This window comes from Paenibacillus sp. Lou8.1 (genome assembly GCF_024213565.1).
GTDB lineage: Bacteria > Bacillota > Bacilli > Paenibacillales > Paenibacillaceae > Paenibacillus > Paenibacillus polymyxa_B.
The window spans coordinates 1-19,323 of sequence record NZ_JANAVN010000013.1 but is presented as its reverse complement, the minus strand read 5'-3'; the positions used below and the strand labels follow the sequence as shown (position 1 = coordinate 19,323).

The following is a 19,323-nucleotide window of genomic DNA, read 5'->3' as shown; positions in this document are numbered from 1 at the left end:
CCGATGATGTACTATTTGGGTCTCATTAGCGAATATTTGAAAAATTACATGAAGTCACGGCTCACCTATCGGGCTGACTTTTGGGTAGAAGTGATTTCAGACCTGCTGTTTCAGGCCACGAATCTTATTTTTATCCTGGTTATTTTTATGCATACAGACAGTTTGGGGGGCTGGAGTGAAAATGAAGTCGTGTTCGTTTATGGATTTTTCATGGTTCCTTACGGACTATTCAGCTGTTTTGTCAACCTTTGGAACTTTAGCGAACGTTATATTGTGAAAGGTGAGCTCGATCGGGTAATGACTCGTCCTGCATATAATCTGTTCCAGATTTTCCTTGAAAATGTGGACCCGCCAGCGTTGGTGGGCTCAGTGATCGGTCTGATTATTATGGGGATCAGCGGGGCACAGATGGACTTGGCTATGGAGTGGTGGTTCGTACCAGCGCTGATCGTTTTGAGCCTAAGTGCCGTAGCAATCTATACAGGCATTTACACCATATTGACTTCTCTTTCATTCTTTTCGGATGCCCCCACTGGAATTATTCCGCTCATGTACAATATTCAGGGCTACGGACGTTATCCGGTGACCATCTATAACCGTGCCATTCAGGTTGTGCTGACTTGGATACTACCTTTTGCTTTTGTTGGTGTATATCCAGCCTCCCTATTCCTCCACCGAGAGGACATGCGCCATATGGCTCTCTTAACTCCTGTGATGGGGATTGTCTTTCTGACCTTGGGCTTACTGGCATGGAACTGGGGAATTCGCCGCTACAGAGGGGCAGGCTCGTAGGTCAGATCACATAAGCCCCCCACAAGATAGGAGATGATAAGATGTCCACGATAACTACCGTTATTGGGCAAGAGGCACCGGATTTTGAATTGCCTGGGAGTGAAGGAAAGCGTGTCAAGCTGTCTGATTATCGAGGCAATAGGGTGTTGCTGTATTTCTATCCCAAGGATTTGACCTCTAGCTGCTCGACCCAGGCTTGTGATTTTCGGGATAAACATACGGAGTTTGAAGGCTTGAACACGGTGATTTTGGGGATAAGCCCAGATCCACTCAAGCAGCATGACAAGTTTATTGCAAAGTACGGACTCCCTTTTCAGTTGTTATCTGATGAAGAGCATCAGGTCGCTGAGACGTATGGTGTATGGCAGCAAAAACAGATGTACGGCAAGCAGTACATGGGTATTGTTCGGTCTACGTTCCTTATTGATGAAAATGGCATTTTAGTTCATGAATGGCGTGGTTTAAGAGTGAAAGGGCATATTGATGCTGCGCTGGCATACATTCAGGATATGGCGTAAGTGAAGAACAAAGAAAACCTTTTGAAATCGGATTATGCTTTTTTAAGCATCGGTTTCAAAAGGTTTTTGTTAATTTTTAGATGCGTTTTGTCGATGCTTCCACTTTTGCTTGCAGAGATAAACACCCCATAAAACAAGCGGAATGATCAAGCCGTTGGTATAATGCCAAGTAGACATGGGATAAACCAGAGTTCTTACATAATAAATCACATTTGGGGTTATCGAAATGGTCATGCCAAACACAAGCCCTCCTGCGGGGATGACAAAGGGACGGATATTAGAAATTCGGAATAGTTGGGTTGTTCCGAAGGTAAACGCGTAAAAGAAAATGACTCCCTTGAAAAAAGCGGCCAGTGCCCAGGTTAATGAGACAAGCGACTCAATGCGTGTAATATAATTCAGTTCATTGATTTTTGTTGTAAGTGCAGAAGAAATGTATGGACTGTAGTTGGTCACAAAGGGCCCAATGATAAGGAGGGAGAGCAGTAAAAAGAGGGTAATCAGCACTCCGCCTATGAGCGACGCCAGCAGCATATCTCTTTTAAAGTGGCCTCTTTTGTTTACAAAAGGAAATACCATGAGCATGATAGACATGCTGGCAAAAGGCATTCCCGCGCCTGGAACCATCCCTTTAGCAACAGGAGCGAGCCCGTTTTCCAAAACAGGCCGTACATTAGAAAGCTGAATTTGTGGCAGGAGTGCCAAGATCAGACCACAGAAGATGAGTACATACACAGGTAGCAAAATCTCGCTAACCCGACTAAAGGCTTCAATTCCCGCTAGCGCAGTAAGCACCAGTAGTGAAACTTCCATCGCCAGTAGAACGCTCAAAGGGGTTTCTTCAAATAATTGTGTACTCAGAAAATCTCCTACCTCTCTCGCATTAAGGGCGGTACCCATAAAAAAATAAAACAGATACCAGCAGGAAACAATAGATCCGAACACAGGTCCCAAAATTTTGCGGATGGCTTCAATAAGCGAAAGATTCGGGTAGAGCTCATGAACGCGAATAAGTACATAAATGATAACTAAGCCCAACGGGATAGATAATATAGAGCTGATCCAGGCATCCTGCTGAGCAATATGTGTAATGATAGTCGGATAGATTAAGAGCATATCCCCGATTAAACTCAGGAACATCAGGACAGTCACTTGCCGAACGCTAATACGTGCTTTTTTTAACATGTGGCTGCCTCCTTTCTAAAAACCAAATATATTTGACACAAAAGCGTTAACAGGGTTATAGATGGTTTCAATCAGAATCAGCGGGCTTGGCGTAACCTCTAATTTTGCAGCAAGAATACTAAGCCATGTGCCTAATCCGAGCATAATGATATACACGAACATATCCTTAAAGCGATGCTTTCGGTACAAGCCTGGTAAATCTTTGGCAGCAATGGCTAGACCGATACAGATAATGACAATGGTGATCAGCATGTTAAGGCTCCTTCCGTTAAGGGTGAGGGTCAACCAGGTCCCAGGCTGTGACGGCCTTTCGATCTAAACTTGTATACGACAAGCAGCAGCAAGGGAAGGACCACGGAATCAGTCAAATCCCAATAAATCCAGGCGTGAACGATCGTATCCAGATAATAAGTAATGTTGGGTGCCGACACGATAATCAGACCAAACAGGATCATGAAGCTAGGGCCCAGAAAAGTCCGTACATTGTCTAAACGCAGTAGCTGAGTCATCCCTAAGGTAAAGGCATAAAAGTGTAAGATGGTTTTAACAAAAGTAGTGATAATCCAGGCTGTGCTCATCAGGGATTCAACCCTCTGTAAGAAGTTCCCTATGTTAATTTTTTTAGATAGCGTATAAGAGGTATACACGCTGTGTTCGGTTACAAAAGGGCCCAGAACCATGAGAGAAACCAGGAGTAGTACGCTTAACAGAACGCTGGCAGTAAGGCCGGCTAGTAAAACTGATTTTTTTAGACCCGGTTTTTTGCTTACATAGGGGAAAATCATGAGTAAAAAAGCTAATTCTCCGAAGGGGTAGGAGAGCGCAAATATGCTGCCTTCCATAATCTTAGGAATACCTTGCTCCATAATAGGCTTAAGCTGCTGACTTTCACATTGGGGAAGCAAGCACAGGATTAAAAACAAAGCGAAAGCCAAGCACAATGGAAATAAGATTTGAGCCGTACGGGCAATAGGCTCCAATCCCATATACATCCCCCACATCAGCACAAGGATTAAGAGTAAATTGATAACGGGAAGAGGTGTCATCACATAGGTCTGGCTGTTCATAAAATCTCCAACTTCTCTTAAATAAATCGCTGAATTCATCATTAAATGGAACAAATACCATATTGAGATGAGGGCGCCTAGCCACGGACCCAAAATTCGCTGGCAGAGCTGAATAAAGGTAAGTTCAGGGTATAGCTGGTGTACCCGCAGGAGCAGCAGCAGTACAGCTAGTCCTGCGGGGATGCTTAGAAATGAGCTGATCCAGGCATCCTGCTTGGATATGCTAGTAATGAGGGAGGGATACACCAATACGCAGTCTCCGATAATACTCAAAAATACGAGTACGGCTATATTTGTAATGCTGATACGCCCTTTCTCCTCCACCCAGCTCACTCCTTCATTTCTTTTTGGAACGATTCAAACAAAGAACCAATTTTTTTGATCGTCGTCTTTGCCTTATATTCAATCTGTAAGTCCATAAATGGATTTTCTTTTTCTTCTTTTAGTCTTTTCCAAAGCTCTGGTTTGGACTGGTGGATCAGCTGACCAAAGCCGAAAATGTCTGATTTAAACTCACGACGAACAGTCTCTACGGAATGCTTCAAAATTTCAACGATTTTTTCATTGCTTGCGGCCTCAATTTCTTTAATATCAGCCATACTGCTTAACTTCATATGCTTACAATTGACCTCTCGTACAGTGCTGTCGTTGGTAACGGATATGGAGATAACAGGTTCTCCATCGCGAATGATCACTTTTTTTTGGGTTTCGCTGTTCAAGGTTAATAAGGCGATATTCCCCCCTCCCTGACAGTCGACGTGTCCTGTAGTTGATTCCACTGTATTCCGAATGTAATTAAACCCTTTGCTGTCTTGTTCATTGATCCAGCCCAGCAAGCGGTCTTTTTTTAAGACACCGATACCGGAGAACCTCAGTATGGTTCCAGGAGATATGCTTTTGGTGTCATCTATACCTTTTTCATTAGACGATTCTATATCTCCCAAAGCTTCCAAAGCGGGCAGAGTGGACTGGATGTCAGGATTAGCCAAGTCGCTCAGCAGTTGATCCATGGTTACTTTGGTGGCAGGAGCCCATGTTTTGGTTAACGTATCCAATGAAGCAAACATTTTATTGGCCGGTAACTTTTCAAGTGGAGTGGGGATCTTTAGCATCGTGGAAGCCTTGTTATCTTTGGCTATCGCAATATAAAAGTCACTTCTAGTAAAAGGCTCTCGCATCAAGGCTTCAATCGCATCAGAAATTCCTCTTCTCGCATACTCTTCACCTAAAATCAGCATACGAATATGAGATAAATAGATGATTCGCGGGCTTGTATCCGTCATTTTTTGAATAGCCTCTTGAATTGTGGGCGCAGTGGCCTCATAAGTAACGACGGGCGAGCCTGCACTTGGTGAAGATTTGGAAGCTACTGCCGAAGGAATAACCACCTGAGCCGTCACCTGATACTGGTCACCTTCCATATCCACTCCGATCCCAATAGCGATGCCCAGCTCGTTTAATTCTTTGCGATCCCAGCATCCACCCAATAGTAAAGCAATCAGCCCCCAGACGATGAGCAAATGTATGGTCTGCTTCATGGTTGATCCCTTCTGGTTTTTGATTTATTGCCAATCCGTCTTTTTTTCGTTTTTTGGCGGATCGTATTTTGGATAGAAATGGATTGAGGCCGTGTCGTCATGCGAGGCCAAGGTAGGCGAAACAGCGTATCTTTCATATCGCTTTCCACATAGGGACCAAACGGGCTCATATAAGATACTCCAAACGATCGCAGACTGGTTAAGTGCAGTAAAAGCACGATTAAACCCATCAATATTCCAAGAAGCCCGAAGGCTGCGGCTAGCATCATTAAGGCGAAGCGTATAATACGAACCGCTATCGACAGGCCGTTTTCTGGAATAACATAGCTGGAGATGGCGGTGATTGACACGATAATGACCATAGCCGCCGAGACAACCCCCGCATCCACGGCTGCTTGCCCAATAACCAGTGTCCCTACAATAGATACAGCCTGTCCGACTGTCCTCGGAATTCTGACTCCTGCTTCACGCAAAATTTCATAAGTAATTTCCATGAGCATCGCCTCGATAAAGGCTGGAAACGGTACGCCTTCCCTTTGTGCTGCGAGACTGACCAATAAGTTTGTAGGAATCATCTCTTGATGAAAGGTAGTTACCGCAATATAAACTGCTGGTGCAAGCAAAGCGATAAAAAAGGAAAAGAAACGCAGCAAACGCAGCAAAGTGCTGATGTCAGCACGCTGGTAATAGTCCTCCGCCGACTGGAAAAATTGAACGAACAATGCGGGTATCAACAGTACAAAGGGGGTCCCGTCCACCAAGATAGCGATTCGGCCCTCCAGTAGGCTAGCAGCGACCGAATCCGGGCGCTCGCTGTTATAAATGGTGGGAAACGGGGTGAAGGTTTCATCCTGAATTTCCTCCTCGATGTAACCCCCTTCCAAAATCCCGTCAATATCAATTCGGTCCAGACGTTCTCTCAGTTCCTGAATAACTCCTTCGTCAGCAATCCCTTTGACATACATCACGGCCACATTGGTATGAGTCACTTGGCCGATCTGTCTTGTTTCCATCCAGAGACGCGGATCGCGGATTCGCCTACGAATTAGGGCAGTATTGGTACGCAAATTTTCGGTAAAAGCCTCCATTGGACCCCGTACGACACTTTGGGATTGGGGTTCGCTGACACTGCGATCCTCCCAACCGACCGCATCAATCCATATGCCCTTTGCGTATCCGTCCAGCAAAATGATAATACCGCCAGATAGCATCTGGTTGAATAAGGCATCCATTTCGTCCACACTACCTGAGTTACCTGCAATCAAAACTTGATCCTTTAAATAGTCGAACGGTTCCGCACCCTCCGGTACATGATGCTCGTTTACCCGCATTAATGAACGTAGAACGGAATCATGGAGCAATTGAGTGTTAATCAGACCATCGATATAAAACAAAGCTGCTGGCCATTTTTGCATCCATAATAGCTCTTTAATGATTACATCTCCGCTGTTTCCAAAGGAGCTTTCGATATGGTTTACATTATCCCTCAAGTTAGAGGACACATGAGTAAGTGGACAACTTTTATTCTGATTTGGCATACGTAAAATCCTCCGATATTGGAGTTTGTTGGCTTAGTATGCTCTGAATATATGAATTTATGCCTTGACGATTATAGAGCGATTTTTATAAATTAGATATATAACTAATTAGATTTATGTATAATGAATGAACCCTAAGTATCGGAGTTGATTAAAATGGTAGATAGACAATACAGGAAGTTATTTGCCGCAGGTATCATTAACGGAATGGGAGACCGATTCTGTCAGATCGCTTTGTTGGCTTTAATTTATCGGCTTACCGGTTCGGGATTCAGTGTGGGTATCCTGCTGGGATTGCGGGTGATTCCTTTTTTAGTCCTGTCACCTGCGGCGGGCGTGCTTATTACCCGCATATCCCGGCGTATGCTTATGATGACCACGGATCTTTTCAGAGGCTTGGCAGCCCTTGCCTTTTTAGGTGTTCATAGTCCTGAGGACATATGGATCATTTATGGAGTCAGTACCCTGCTAGCCTGCGGAGAAGCTTTGTATGCTCCTGCTCGTAAATCATCCATTCCGCTGCTTGTTCGTCCCTCCAAATTATTGAAGGTGAACAGTCTTGAGCAGGTGATGAGCGGGCTGGTGCTGGTCGTTGGTGCTGCTGCCGGAGGCATCATATCTGCTCTCTTTGGACCACAAGCTGCATTTATATTGAACGCAGCAAGTTTTTTTGCCGCAGGTTTGATCGTTCGCAATATTGCATTTCCACCTGTCATGAAGGAGAAAATAAGCAGGGAGGATCATCCAAACCGGAGCAGATCGCGAATGTTGGACTGTATTCGTGCATCCGTTCCTCTCCAAGTTGTTGTTGCATTTGAGTTGCTGGTTCCCATGCTCAATGGCATTGATAATGTTCTGATTAGTGTATATGCAGTGCAGGAATTCAGGCTGGGCGATGCCGGAATCGGATTGTTTTACGCCGCTTTGGGCGCGGGTCTGGTTGCCAGCTATGCAATAGGATATTTATTCAGTGGTTCTTTGTTGAAGGGAGGACTGGTATGCCTTTTGTTGGAGGGGATTTTACTTATGGGTTTAAGCGGTATTTATCACGCATGGGCGGCGGTTGCTATTTACTTCTTAATTTCGTTGGCTGGCGGGGTAGGGGCCATTTGTCTGGATACATTATTAATGCGGGAGACCCCATTGTATTTACAGGGTCCATTGTTGGGCATGCTGACGGCGTGGAGCCAAGGTACCATCGGATTGTCTATGTTTGGAGCAGGGGTGGCGATTGAAATGATGGAGCCGCGTATGTTGGGTTGGGTTGGAGGCGCGGGATTTGTGGTGATATCTATCGTGATTTCGATGTATTATGCAAGGATTCGTAGCCGTAAGGCAGCAGGAGTTTGACTACTTCAAGTCATCCTTGTTGCTGGTTTTCACCGATTTTTCAGATTTGCGTAGCGAGCTAAACAGGGAGCTTCTCCACCGGTAAATAATATACAGCAGGATTATGAACCCGACGACTCCCGCAATTCGCAGCGCATACAGCTCTACCAAATGGAAAATGGCATCCCATTGGGGACCAAATAGCTTGCCGATGCTTAGAAAGAGGATGACCCAGAATAAAGCGCCGCTGTAAGCATACAAGACAAATTTACGGAAAGAAAGAGCAATAATCCCGGCAAAATAACCGGTAAAATGCCTGACACCGGGGATAAAATATCCAAGGAAGATAAGCCAGTATCCATATCGTTGGAACCATTTTTGTGTTTTCTGAAGCTTGTCCGGCGATAACAAAACCCATTTACCGTATTTCTGAATAAAGGGGAGTCCAGCCCATCTTCCAATAAAGTAGGTAATAGTCATACCGAGGGTTGTGCCCAGAAAAGCTAGTAGCACCAGTTTACCGAAATCCAAGGTACCGGCATAGGAGAGATATCCCGCATAAGCCATTGTGGTTTCCCCGGGAAATGGTAAAGCAATAAACTCAAGCAGCAAGCCGAAAAAAAGGACGCCGTAGCCGTATTCTTCGAACAATTGCGCGATCCACTTCAGCACATCCATCGTTTACACTCCTACGAACAGATTGAGTATTTTAGAATCAATTCATTTTAACAATCTTTTCATGCCCACTCAACTCCGGTTGATTTCTTGACGTCTTGTTTTATCGTTGCGTATAATGAAACGAACAATTGAGGGAGGCACGGTAATGAATAAGCCTAATGAAATCGTTGTAGTTCTTGATTTTGGAGGACAATACAACCAGTTAATCGCAAGAAGAATTCGGGATCTCGGCGTATATAGCGAGCTCCTTCCATACAATACGCCTGCGGAGAAGCTGAGAGAGCTGGCGCCAAAAGGGATTGTTTTCTCAGGCGGACCTTCCAGCGTATATACAGACAATGCTCCTCAGGTGGATCGGGCAATTTATGATCTTGGCATCCCTATCTTTGGTATTTGTTATGGCATGCAACTGATGGCTCACCAACTGGATGGTAAGGTAGAACGTGCGGGCAAGCGTGAGTATGGCAAAGCAGACGTGCAATTCAATCAGGATGCCCGCTTGGCTAAAGGATTGGATTCTCGTCAAACCGTATGGATGAGTCATGGGGATCACGTTACAGATCTGCCGACTGGCTTTACACTGGATGCAGGAACAGAGAGTGCGCCGATTGCCGCGATGAGTAACCTGGAGCGGAATCTGTATGCGGTGCAATTTCATCCAGAGGTGCGTCATTCCGTTCAAGGTAACGAGATGATCAGCAACTTCCTTTATGAAGTGTGCGGTTGTGAAGGCAACTGGACCATGGAGTCGTTCATTGAAGATCAGATTCGTGAGATTCGTCAACAGGTAGGCGACAAGAAAGTATTGTGTGCCTTAAGCGGTGGCGTGGATTCTTCCGTTGTAGCGATGCTCATTCACAAAGCGATCGGTGACCAACTGACGTGTATGTTCATTGACCATGGATTGCTGCGCAAAGGTGAAGCCGAAAGTGTAATGGAGACGTTCGTTGGTAAATTTGATATGAAAGTTGTCAAAATTGACGCACGTGAGCGCTTCTTGTCCAAGCTGGCAGGAGTCGATGATCCAGAACAAAAACGTAAAATCATCGGTAACGAGTTTATCTATGTGTTCGAGGAAGAATCTTCTCAATTTGACGATTTTACTTTCCTGGCACAAGGTACGCTGTATACGGATATTGTAGAGAGCGGAACAGCAACGGCACAGACCATTAAATCTCATCATAATGTGGGTGGTTTGCCAGAGAACATGAAGTTCAAGCTGATCGAGCCGTTGAATGCTCTGTTCAAGGACGAAGTGCGTAAAGTCGGCGAAGAATGTGGATTGCCAGCTGAGATTGTATGGCGTCAACCATTCCCAGGTCCGGGTCTTGCCATTCGTGTGCTGGGTGAAGTGACAGAGGACAAGCTGACGATTGTTCGTGAGTCGGATTACATTTTGCGCGAGGAGATTGCTAAAGCCGGTCTGGACCGGGAAATCTGGCAATACTTCACCGCTTTGCCGAATATGAAGAGTGTTGGTGTTATGGGCGATGCTCGTACGTATTCTTACACTGTAGGTATTCGTGCAGTAACCTCCATCGACGGTATGACAGCAGACTGGGCGCGTATCCCTTGGGATGTGCTGGAGAAAATCTCCGTACGGATCGTAAACGAAGTGGATAACGTGAATCGTATCGTGTACGATATCACCTCCAAACCACCAGCAACGATTGAGTGGGAATAAACGCGGGAACTCCCGCCCTGTAATCACAAACCTTTTGAGATTCACCAATACAACATCAGGACTCCTCCGCATCGGCCGAAATATCGCTGTGCGGCAGGAGTCTTTTTTACGGATTCAAGGTCGAACATCTGCTCCCACTCCAAAATGAGAGCGGGGAAGAGAGTATTTTTATGGGTCAAAATCAAGGAACCCCAGTTATTTTCAACGGATAGGAGGTCAAAAAAGAGGAGATATTATTCAATAATAATGTCTTCTTTTTTATATGACTTTATCAGCTTCAAGCTTTTTTATGTTATCCTCCAATGGTGTCATGTTTTGATACTAATATATTTTATAATATACCTAGAATAAAGTGTTACATATCCCGTTTCATTAAACGCTGTTCTAAGGAGAATAAAGAGATGAAAAAATTATTTTTGTCGTCCTCATTTAAGGATGTTGCACCATGGTTAGTCCATTTCGCCGGTGAAAACTTGGAAGGAAAAAAAGTCACCTTCATCCCAACCGCAAGTATTCCAGAGGAAGTTAAGTTTTATGTGGAATCAGGAAAAAAAGCATTAGAGAGTTTAGGATTAGTCGTGGATGAAATCGAAATAAGTACAGCAACCTGGGATGAAATAGCGAGTAAAATTAGAGGGAATGACTATATTTATATTACCGGAGGCAACACATTTTATTTACTTCAAGAGTTAAAAAGAACTGGGGCTGACAAAATCATTGCTGAAGAAGTTAATGCAGGGAAATTGTATATAGGCGAATCTGCCGGTTCGTTGATTTTATCACCGAATATCGAATATGTTCAACTTATGGACGATGTTCAGGAGGCCCCTGCATTAGATTCCTTTGCTGCGCTAGGGGTCATTGGATTCTATCCAGTCCCCCATCATACGAACATTCCGTTTAAAAAAGCGGTGGAGAACATCATTGAGGAATATGGCAGCCAATTAAATTTATATCCAATCAGCAACGCCGAAGTTATTTTGGTTGAAGGTGACAGGATAAAAGTGGAGCACACATGACTTCATTAAAAAGGTAGCACAATATAAAGAACCTTTAACTCCACGGGACTGACCCCCGTTTGTGAGACAGGGATCAAAACACCTTTCAAGTTTAAGCAGCCTGTCGTCGGAAATCTACCGGCGACTGGTTATTTAGTTTCGTTTGAATCCGAATTGAGTTATAGTAGGTGACGTAGTCTCGAACGGTCTGTACAACGATTGCAGTCGTTGTACAGATGAGATCTTCGAGGTAGAACGTTTCAGACTTTAGTGTGGAATGAAACGATTCGATGGGGGCATTATCAGCGGGCGTTCCTTTTCGGGACATGCTCATGGTAATGCCTTTTCCCTTTACTGCAGCTTGATAAACCTGTGACGTATATACGCTTCCTTGGTCGCTATGAAGCAGCATGCTTGTCCGTTTTGGAAGTTGATTCAGCGTATCCAAAACCAAGGACGTGTCTTGCTTGTCCGCTATACTGTAAGCCACAATCTCCCCATTGTACAGATCTAGAATGCTAGAGAAGTACAACATTTTTCCGCCAAACGGTAAATAGGTGATGTCCGTGACGAGCTTTTGCAGGGGCGCCTCTGCATGGAATTGCCGCTTCAGCAGATTTTCTGCCGGATAAGCGGGCTGCCCAGTGATCTTTCGTTTTTTCATCCTCACGCGGCACTGTAGCCCCTCACGCTGCATAATCCGCTGAACCCGTTTGTGATTCATTCTTTGCTCTGCCCGAAGGAGTGCGGTGATTTTCCGGTAACCATACCGAAATTTATGATGGATGCAAAGCCCCCGGATTTTCTCCACCGTAGCATCTGTGTGCTCTGTCTTCACGGCTGCTTTCCAGCGGTAGTAGGTCGCTCTTGCGATCCCGAGCCATGTACAAGCCTCAGACACCGTCACTTCGTCTCGAATGGATTCGACCCAAGCAACGGCAACTTCTGGTTCCACCTCCTTTCCAGTTCCTTGTACTTTTTTAGTAGGTCCAATTGCTGCTTCAGGAATCGGTTCTCCGCCTTTACTTTTTCAAGCTCCGAAGAGTGCTCCGGACCTTTTCCGTAGCTGTATTGTTTACCCACAGGTTGCTCCAGGCGATGTACTTCACCTTTTCGATACCACCTCATCCATGTTTTTAGTTGTGTCTTATTCCGTATTCCCAACTGCTCCATAACCTCTCTTACCGGAACTCTTGCCAATCTCATTTCAATAGCTTTCATCTTCACTTCTACTGGATAGCTAACTCTCGTTGCCAACGTAAAAACACCTCCAAGGTTATCTCCATATCTTACGACATGGCTTGATTCTCTTGAAGGTGTTTTGATTTGTCTCACGTTATGGGGTCAGTTCCCCACATCTATCGTGGTGTTGAAGGTTCTTTTTATATAATTCTACCTTACCATACGATCTTTTTCCCAGTTGCAGCCGATTCCTCAATGCGGTCCAGTAGCTGATGCAGCTTTAAGGCATGGTTGAAATCGGGAGCGAGACGGGTGTGTGTCAAAATATCCTCGGCAAAAACATAATGAGCCTTGGCTACATTCAGGGTTACCCCTTGTTTTGGGAAATCCAGGCTTGTATTAGGCTCTCTAGTTATACTTATTTGTTCAAAAGAGCCATTAGGACCATGACTCTGCGTACTGCTTGGATCGTACACAAGTTTTTCGAGCGTTAGATTCCCAAATTGAACATGCCCAAGCGAAGGATTCTGTGTCAAACGCAAAATGCCCTTTTTCCCCTGAATCTCTATCTCAAACTTAGAATTCACTCCACCTTGAATGTGAACGGATACCGGTACTCCTTTTTCCAACAGCCCGTGAATCAAAATCTGATCGGCTGTATCCTTGGAAATGACTTCACCCGTTTCCTGAATAGTGGCTTCGTTATAGCGGGATGATGTGATGGCCGATAACTCGCGGAATTCGCCAACGATGTATTGCAGCGCATCTAGGGAATGCCCGCCATTAATCGTGAGCAGATTAGCCCCATTGGCTCTATTCAGCAAATAAGCAGTGTCCGGATTTACTTGTCCTCCTTTGCCGGGAGTAGCTACTTGCATATGACAGGATATAATTTCACCAATCTCTCCGCCCTCTACGAGTTTTTTCATCGTTTGCACTTCAAGATCCTGTCGTGCCTGCAAGCCGACGGTATGATGAATGCTTGCCAATTCCGCCGCCTTGGCCATTTTAGCAGCTTCCGCAGTGTTTGCCCCCAAGGGCCATTCACAAAAAATATGCTTTCTCTCTTGAATTGCCGCCATCACCGCCTCGTAATGATGGGGAACTTTTATGCTCACCACGACCATATCCACATCCTCGGAAGCTGCGAGCTTTTTGGCATCATCAAAAGCCAGTGCCGCGCCTACTTCTTCTGCGCTTTGTCGCGCACTCTCCATACGAGAGGTACCGACGGCAGTGATATCCAGGTTCAAGTGCTTGAGCAAAGCCGGAATATGGGTTTGACTGGCCCATTTATTATTCATCGAACCTCCTACGATACCTACACGAATCTTCTTTTTGATCATGTTGCCATACCTCCTGAGTTTTTAAAATGAGGGTGGAAAATAGCATCCAAGGCCAATATAATACATTTAACTCATAAATAATAATGCTTGTTTATGATATAGATATCATTTTATTTGATGGGAGGTGAAGAAATGGATATTGAAAATATGCAGGCATTTGTTTCGGTGGCAGAGCTGAGAAGCCTGACAGAAGCAGCTCAAAAGTTGAATCACCTGCAATCGAATATGACGGCCAAAATAAAGAAGCTGGAGGCTCATTACGGCACAGCGTTATTTTACCGAAAGCCCCGTGGTATGGAGCTGACACCTTCAGGAGAAATCCTATATGCTCAGTTCAAGCAAATGTTGTTGCTATGGCAAGACACGGAGATGAAAATGAGACCGCAGGAGGAAAAGCTGCGCATCGGTACGATGCAGTCCATTGTTGCGGGGGAAACAACAAGGGCGCTTACGAAGGTATACGAGCTGTACCCGCAGGCCTCGGTTACATTAAAAACCGGAACCACCACGGAAATGGAGCGATTGATCCTCGACGGCGAGCTCGATATTGCTTTTGTCACAGGGTATCCCACCAACCCGTATATTCATTATCAAAAAATATGCCGTGAAGAGCTGGTGCTGGTGGGGAAAGGTATACATGAAGGCTCGGATCTCAAACAGGTGCTGCAAGGAGCTTCTATTATCATATTGTCGGATGGCTGCCTGTACCTATCGCATTTAAAGAAGATGTATCAGGACATGCAATTGACCCATGGCGAGGTGGTGGAGGTCGGTGTGTTTGATACGATGGTGGAATTTTCCTTGATGGGAATGGGAATCACCCTTATGTCTAAAAGGCTTGCGCGGCAATTCAAAGTAACATCCTATTTGCCCGCTCCCCCAACCTTCGGCTACATGGATACATATTTAATAACCCGGCCAAATCACGAAATGACAGCGATTGAACATAAATTTATCGAAATCAACAATACGATCTAATAGATAGGAGAGACATCGAATGACAATCAATCAAGGCAAATACCAAGGCAGCCATGCTGTATTTCTGGGCGATAGCATTACGTTTGGATATGAATTGCGTGATGGAGAAAAGCCTTACCCCCACCTTGTGAGCGGCGCACTGGGATTCCTAACCTTTGAGAATCACGGCATATCCGGCAGCAGTGTAGCCAGCGGCGGTTTTGAACCGATGTGTGAGCGTTATGAGAAAATGAACCCTCACGCGGACGTAATCTTTTTTATGGGGGGAAGAAACGATTTTTCGATGGGAGAAATACCGTTCGGTAGCTTGGATACGCCATCGACAGAAACGCGTACGTTTTATGGTGCGCTCAAGCATATTGCCGAAGGATTAATTAACCGTTATCCGGACAAGCTGATCGTCTTTTTGACTCCGCCTCACGGATCAAGTGATACGGTTCCTGAGCATCTGCCTAATGCCATTACTGGTCAAGTCTATAGCGCGTATGCACAGGCTGTGAGAGAAGTGGCCTCACTTTATTCTTTCCCGTGCTGCGATCTGTGGAATATCACCGGAATTCAACCACTATTGCCTGTACATAAACAAATGTACTTTACAGGGGAAAATGGTGTTCCTGACGGCCTGCACCCGAATCAGGCAGGCCACGAGCGGATGGCGGCCCGTATTATCGGATTTATGAATACACTGTAATTTGGACCATTTCATCGTTTTATTGAATGACCCTACTAACTACAAGTTCTAGAATGCTCAGGCTATCCGCTTAGCTTGAGCTTTTTTTTGTGAATGTAGGATTTGTATATACTTGTCTCAGACTTGTTTATTTCTAGTGACGGTGTATAATACTTGATATATCAATTGATGGGTCAAGCATTAGAAGGAGGGTTTGTCATCGAACATTGCTCTGAAAGAAGCCAGTTGTTTTATCGCATGCATCTTTTGTGTAAAGAAATGAATAACGCTTTTGAAGCACAATTAAAAACCAGTTTTACCAAGGTCGAAATTTTGTATCATATTGATCATCGTCAGGAACTAAGTCAGCTAGAGCTCCAACATCTGCTCGTTCTGGATGGTGCAGCAGTGACCCGACATCTGAGAAGGCTGGAAGAGGAAGGTCTGATTTTACGTAGTAAAAAAGAGCAGGATAAGCGTGTGACCTATATACGTTTGACCGAATTAGGGGTTCAAGAGCTGCAAGTTTTGTCAGAGCAAAGACAAGCCTTTCAGGAAAAGCTGCTATGTAAGTTTACAGATGAGGAAATTGTGGTTTTGACAGATGTGCTACAACGTATGTCTAGCAATGTAAAGAATATGTAAATGTGCGAGGAGGAAATGAATATGAAAGCCATCGTTATAGATCAGTATGGAAGCAAGGATGAATTGAAAGAAAGAGAAGTGCCTACTCCTACACCACAGGCTCACCAGGTTGTAGTCAAAGTGGCGGCTACCTCCATCAATCCAATTGACTGGAAGCTACGTGAAGGTTACTTAAAACAAATGATGGATTGGGAGTTCCCGATTATTTTAGGCTGGGATGTAGCCGGTACTATTTCGGAAGTAGGCAGCGAGGTCACCGATTGGAAAGTGGGAGATGAAGTGTTTGCACGCCCGGACACCACCCGATTCGGTACTTATGCCGAGTATACCTTGGTGGATGATCATCTGCTGGCACGTAAACCCGCCTCAATTTCTTGGGAGAAAGCCGCTTCTGTACCTTTGGCGGGGTTGACTGCTTGGCAGGCGCTCTTTACACATGGTCAACTGACCAAAGGGGAAAAAGTATTAATCCACGCAGGTGCAGGTGGCGTAGGTATGTTTGCTATCCAGTTTGCCAAACAGGCCGGAGCCTATGTCATTACTACAGCCAGTGAGCGTAATCATGAATTGCTTGCTTCATTGGGAGCCGACCAAATCATTGACTATCGTACAACTCGTTTTGAGGAAGTTTTATCTGATGTGGACGTGGTGTTCGATACGATGGGTGGGGATGTTCAGAAAAACAGCCTTAAGGTAGTGAAAAAGGATACCGGACGGATCATATCCATTGTCAGCAATTTTGACGAAGAGTTGGTGAAGGAGTACAACGTAACAGCCCAAAATATATGGCTGGAGCCCAACGGACAGCAACTACAGGAAATTGCCGATCTGTTGGAGCAAAAGAAAGTAAGATCGGTAGTAGGAGCTACGTTTCCTTTTTCACAAAAAGGTTTGTATGACGCACACGCTTTAAGCGAAACCCACCACGCTGTTGGTAAAATTGCAATAACCTTCTCATAAGGACGCATACACATATACAGCATGAAAGGAATTGCACGATGAAGATTTTAGAAGATTATTTTCACTACTATGATCTATCGTTTATCTGGAAAATATACCGGACTCAGCGAATGCCTTTGATAAGTACAAAAATATCTGATTCCTCTAAATGATAACCCGTCAGCTGCATAATAGCTTGCGGGGTTTCTGTTTTCCGAACAATACATATGTGTTTAATTTGTAACATTCGCTTTTTCTGTTGACAAGCAGTAGGTGAGAGCCTAAAATAACGAATGTAATAATATAGCGCATATGAATGCGAATATTACTTCAAACGAACGACAACAATACGAGTATGCTTTGCGTAGGAGGAATTACGACTCATGGAGCGTTTCTTTAAATTAAAGGAACATGGCACGAACGTCCGCACAGAGATTATTGCGGGGATTACTACTTTTATGACCATGGCTTATATTCTGGTGGTCAACAATACCTTTTTAGGTCCGACTGGAGCAGGTATGCCCAGTGAAGCTGTCTTTTTTGCGACGGCGGTAGGTGCAGGTTTGGTTACCATACTGATGGGGCTATTCGTTAATGTGCCGATCGGCATGGCGCCGGGTATGGGCTTGAATGCTTATTTTATGACTGTAGTCCTGAGTTCCAATGGCATGATTACTTGGCAAGCGGCACTTGGCGCTGTATTTATATCCGGTATCGTCTTTCTGATTTTAACCGTGACACGAGTAAGACAGATGCTGCTTGTTGCAGTTCCGGAAAATTTAAAGACAGCCATTACAGTGGGTATCGGTTTGTTTATTACGATTGTCGGCTTCAAGCTTTGTAATCTGGTTATGGTGAGCATCGTTCCAGGGACAGATGTTGGTCAACCGGTTCCGGGTCATGCTTTTAATTTGATTCTGGGAAGTCTGGTACATCAAAAGGATGCACTGCTGGCGCTAATCGGATTGCTTATTATCGCAGCACTGATGGTCGTTCGGGTCAAAGGTGCATTGCTGATTGGGATCGTAGCTACTACATTAATCGGTATTCCGATGGGAGTAACAAATCTGAGTAGCTTGACAACAGGCAACTGGATTCCTGATTTCAGTAATTTGGCTGTAGGTCAGTTAGACTTGAAAGCAGCTTTGCATATCGGTCTATTTGATATCATTTTCATCTTCACATTTGTAGAGTTGTTTGATACGTTCGGTACCTTGGTAGGTACGGCTACGCGCGCGGGTATAATGAAAGATAAGAAAAAAGGCGAGAAAATTATCGGTAAAGCGATGCTGGTGGATGCAGTTGGGGTAAGTACTGGTGCAGTATTGGGTACAAGTACGATTACAGCATTCGTAGAAAGCTCCGCAGGGGTAGAGGAAGGCGGACGTACCGGACTGACTGCTGTAACGACAGGTGTTCTGTTCTTGTTGGCCCTGTTTATTGCACCGTTGGCTCTGGTTGTGCCTTCTGCCGCTACTGCTCCAGCTCTCATTATCGTTGGGGTCCTAATGATGAGTCAGGTTCGCAATATCGACTGGGACAACTTCCTGTTGGCGTTTCCTGCATTTTTGACCATCGTGCTGATGCCTTTCACAGGTGGAATCGCGAATGGTATCTCTGCTGGTATTCTGTCTTACGTTGTGCTGGCTGTGTTTAGTAACCTGTTTACCAGCAATAAAGTTAAAATTCACTGGCTCATGTGGGTGCTTGCTATTATTGTAGTGATCCGCTTTGCCTTTATGGGCTCCGAATAATCAGTAGATATAGAACAAAGAACCTCTTTCCTGTTGCTTAAGGGAAGAGGTTCTTTTTTTGTAGTTAGACGCAGATAGATACAAAGGAGCTATTATATAGAAGGAAAACGAATAATAATAAAGTATTGTGAAACCTTATCTAATAAATGCTTGCAAAAAGGATATGTATATGGTATATTCTAATTCCGGCCAAGAAATACAATATTGTGAGCGAGTGTTACAAAAAAAGATTTCAAAAAATGCTTGCAAAGTTGGTTCGGACATGATATGATATAAGAGTTGATGAGGCGACGAGCTGAATCGATAAGAAAAGAATATTTGATCTTTGAAAACTGAACAACGAGTGAGTAAAATGATTTTGTTCGCAAAATCAAACAAGAGATATTTTATCTCGTCAGTTTCAACATGAGCTTATCGCTCTTTCTATAAACCAACTTCGGTTGGTCTTTAATGGAGAGTTTGATCCTGGCTCAGGACGAACG

At 44.6% G+C, this 19,323-nt stretch carries 18 protein-coding genes; 10 read left to right on the top strand and 8 right to left on the bottom strand.

Going from position 1 to position 19,323, the window contains the following annotated elements; genetic code table 11:
• Positions 1-3 precede the first annotated feature (3 nt).
• Positions 4-792 (top strand): ABC transporter permease, encoded by a 789-nt coding sequence (locus tag NLX78_RS18410; protein ID WP_080710685.1) that lies wholly within the window; start codon positions 4-6, stop codon positions 790-792.
• A gap of 41 nt (positions 793-833) precedes the next feature.
• Positions 834-1,310 (top strand): thioredoxin-dependent thiol peroxidase, encoded by a 477-nt coding sequence (gene bcp / locus NLX78_RS18405; RefSeq protein ID WP_235307248.1) that lies wholly within the window; start codon positions 834-836, stop codon positions 1,308-1,310.
• Between the two features lie 69 nt (positions 1,311-1,379).
• Here bcp and NLX78_RS18400 read toward each other — a convergent pair whose 3' ends face one another.
• From NLX78_RS18400 to NLX78_RS18380, 5 genes are read right to left on the bottom strand one after another with little or no spacing between them, the layout of a single operon-like run.
• Positions 1,380-2,495, bottom strand: a complete 1,116-nt coding sequence (locus NLX78_RS18400; RefSeq protein WP_254351204.1) for a GerAB/ArcD/ProY family transporter — start codon at positions 2,493-2,495, stop codon at positions 1,380-1,382.
• A gap of 15 nt (positions 2,496-2,510) precedes the next feature.
• Entirely contained in the window at positions 2,511-2,747 is a 237-nt protein-coding gene (locus NLX78_RS18395; RefSeq protein WP_039270687.1) for a hypothetical protein, read from the bottom strand.
• Positions 2,748-2,776: 29 nt separating this feature from the next.
• Positions 2,777-3,886, bottom strand: coding sequence for a GerAB/ArcD/ProY family transporter (locus NLX78_RS18390; RefSeq protein WP_254351203.1), 1,110 nt, complete (start codon positions 3,884-3,886; stop codon positions 2,777-2,779).
• 5 nt (positions 3,887-3,891) lie between these two features.
• Complete coding sequence (locus NLX78_RS18385; protein WP_250267454.1) at positions 3,892-5,100, bottom strand: Ger(x)C family spore germination protein; 1,209 nt, start codon at positions 5,098-5,100, stop codon at positions 3,892-3,894.
• Positions 5,097-6,638 (bottom strand): spore germination protein, encoded by a 1,542-nt coding sequence (locus NLX78_RS18380; RefSeq protein WP_069291113.1) that lies wholly within the window; start codon positions 6,636-6,638, stop codon positions 5,097-5,099. The genes NLX78_RS18385 and NLX78_RS18380 overlap by 4 nt, the downstream gene beginning before the upstream one ends.
• 156 nt (positions 6,639-6,794) lie before the next feature.
• On the opposite strand from NLX78_RS18380, the gene NLX78_RS18375 reads away from it, so the two are divergent.
• On the top strand, positions 6,795-7,988 hold the full coding sequence (locus tag NLX78_RS18375) for an MFS transporter (protein ID WP_250259414.1): 1,194 nt from the start codon (positions 6,795-6,797) through the stop codon (positions 7,986-7,988).
• Here NLX78_RS18375 and NLX78_RS18370 read toward each other — a convergent pair whose 3' ends face one another.
• On the bottom strand, positions 7,989-8,645 hold the full coding sequence (locus NLX78_RS18370; protein ID WP_250259413.1) for a DedA family protein: 657 nt from the start codon (positions 8,643-8,645) through the stop codon (positions 7,989-7,991).
• A 145-nt stretch (positions 8,646-8,790) separates the two neighbouring features.
• Between NLX78_RS18370 and guaA the strand changes: the two genes are divergently transcribed.
• Together guaA and NLX78_RS18360 are read left to right on the top strand one after the other, a co-directional pair.
• Complete coding sequence (guaA, locus tag NLX78_RS18365; RefSeq protein WP_013308777.1) at positions 8,791-10,329, top strand: glutamine-hydrolyzing GMP synthase; 1,539 nt, start codon at positions 8,791-8,793, stop codon at positions 10,327-10,329.
• Positions 10,330-10,730: 401 nt separating this feature from the next.
• Positions 10,731-11,348 (top strand): Type 1 glutamine amidotransferase-like domain-containing protein, encoded by a 618-nt coding sequence (locus tag NLX78_RS18360; protein ID WP_254351202.1) that lies wholly within the window; start codon positions 10,731-10,733, stop codon positions 11,346-11,348.
• 91 nt (positions 11,349-11,439) lie between these two features.
• Here NLX78_RS18360 and NLX78_RS18355 read toward each other — a convergent pair.
• Together NLX78_RS18355 and NLX78_RS18350 are read right to left on the bottom strand one after the other, a co-directional pair.
• A protein-coding gene (locus tag NLX78_RS18355) for an IS3 family transposase (RefSeq protein WP_254351201.1) occupies positions 11,440-12,584 on the bottom strand; the annotation gives its coding sequence in 2 pieces (ribosomal slippage) (positions 11,440-12,311 and positions 12,311-12,584; 1,146 coding nt in all).
• Between the two features lie 140 nt (positions 12,585-12,724).
• A complete protein-coding gene (locus NLX78_RS18350) occupies positions 12,725-13,855 on the bottom strand; it encodes a Gfo/Idh/MocA family protein (protein WP_254351200.1) in 1,131 nt (376 codons plus the stop codon).
• Between the two features lie 132 nt (positions 13,856-13,987).
• Between NLX78_RS18350 and NLX78_RS18345 the strand changes: the two genes are divergently transcribed.
• The 5 genes from NLX78_RS18345 to NLX78_RS18325 all read left to right on the top strand — a co-directional run bounded on the left by NLX78_RS18345 (position 13,988) and on the right by NLX78_RS18325 (position 18,841).
• The gene (locus NLX78_RS18345) at positions 13,988-14,833 is read left to right on the top strand and encodes a LysR family transcriptional regulator (protein ID WP_254351199.1); all 846 of its coding nucleotides are present in this window, start codon (positions 13,988-13,990) and stop codon (positions 14,831-14,833) included.
• A gap of 19 nt (positions 14,834-14,852) precedes the next feature.
• Positions 14,853-15,524 (top strand): SGNH/GDSL hydrolase family protein, encoded by a 672-nt coding sequence (locus tag NLX78_RS18340; RefSeq protein WP_250259406.1) that lies wholly within the window; start codon positions 14,853-14,855, stop codon positions 15,522-15,524.
• A gap of 153 nt (positions 15,525-15,677) precedes the next feature.
• On the top strand, positions 15,678-16,148 hold the full coding sequence (locus NLX78_RS18335) for a MarR family winged helix-turn-helix transcriptional regulator (RefSeq protein WP_160788983.1): 471 nt from the start codon (positions 15,678-15,680) through the stop codon (positions 16,146-16,148).
• Between the two features lie 21 nt (positions 16,149-16,169).
• A complete protein-coding gene (locus tag NLX78_RS18330) occupies positions 16,170-17,108 on the top strand; it encodes an NADP-dependent oxidoreductase (RefSeq protein WP_254351198.1) in 939 nt (312 codons plus the stop codon).
• A 362-nt stretch (positions 17,109-17,470) separates the two neighbouring features.
• Positions 17,471-18,841: an NCS2 family permease gene (locus tag NLX78_RS18325; protein WP_023987039.1), complete on the top strand. Its 1,371-nt coding sequence runs from the start codon at positions 17,471-17,473 to the stop codon at positions 18,839-18,841.
• Positions 18,842-19,323 lie beyond the last annotated feature (482 nt).

Excerpts from the sequence above, each read along its gene's own strand:
- bcp (WP_235307248.1), top strand. The coding sequence starts at position 834 with ATGTCCACGATAACTACCGTTATTGGGCAAGAGGCACCGGATTTTGAA.
- NLX78_RS18380 (WP_069291113.1), bottom strand. The coding sequence starts at position 6,638 with ATGCCAAATCAGAATAAAAGTTGTCCACTTACTCATGTGTCCTCTAAC.
- NLX78_RS18375 (WP_250259414.1), top strand. The coding sequence starts at position 6,795 with ATGGTAGATAGACAATACAGGAAGTTATTTGCCGCAGGTATCATTAAC.
- NLX78_RS18360 (WP_254351202.1), top strand. The coding sequence starts at position 10,731 with ATGAAAAAATTATTTTTGTCGTCCTCATTTAAGGATGTTGCACCATGG.
- guaA (WP_013308777.1), top strand. The coding sequence starts at position 8,791 with ATGAATAAGCCTAATGAAATCGTTGTAGTTCTTGATTTTGGAGGACAA.
- NLX78_RS18370 (WP_250259413.1), bottom strand. The coding sequence starts at position 8,645 with ATGGATGTGCTGAAGTGGATCGCGCAATTGTTCGAAGAATACGGCTAC.
- NLX78_RS18395 (WP_039270687.1), bottom strand. The coding sequence starts at position 2,747 with ATGCTGATCACCATTGTCATTATCTGTATCGGTCTAGCCATTGCTGCC.
- NLX78_RS18400 (WP_254351204.1), bottom strand. The coding sequence starts at position 2,495 with ATGTTAAAAAAAGCACGTATTAGCGTTCGGCAAGTGACTGTCCTGATG.
- NLX78_RS18325 (WP_023987039.1), top strand. The coding sequence starts at position 17,471 with ATGGAGCGTTTCTTTAAATTAAAGGAACATGGCACGAACGTCCGCACA.
- NLX78_RS18330 (WP_254351198.1), top strand. The coding sequence starts at position 16,170 with ATGAAAGCCATCGTTATAGATCAGTATGGAAGCAAGGATGAATTGAAA.
- NLX78_RS18340 (WP_250259406.1), top strand. The coding sequence starts at position 14,853 with ATGACAATCAATCAAGGCAAATACCAAGGCAGCCATGCTGTATTTCTG.
- NLX78_RS18385 (WP_250267454.1), bottom strand. The coding sequence starts at position 5,100 with ATGAAGCAGACCATACATTTGCTCATCGTCTGGGGGCTGATTGCTTTA.
- NLX78_RS18350 (WP_254351200.1), bottom strand. The coding sequence starts at position 13,855 with ATGATCAAAAAGAAGATTCGTGTAGGTATCGTAGGAGGTTCGATGAAT.
- NLX78_RS18345 (WP_254351199.1), top strand. The coding sequence starts at position 13,988 with ATGGATATTGAAAATATGCAGGCATTTGTTTCGGTGGCAGAGCTGAGA.
- NLX78_RS18410 (WP_080710685.1), top strand. The coding sequence starts at position 4 with ATGATGTACTATTTGGGTCTCATTAGCGAATATTTGAAAAATTACATG.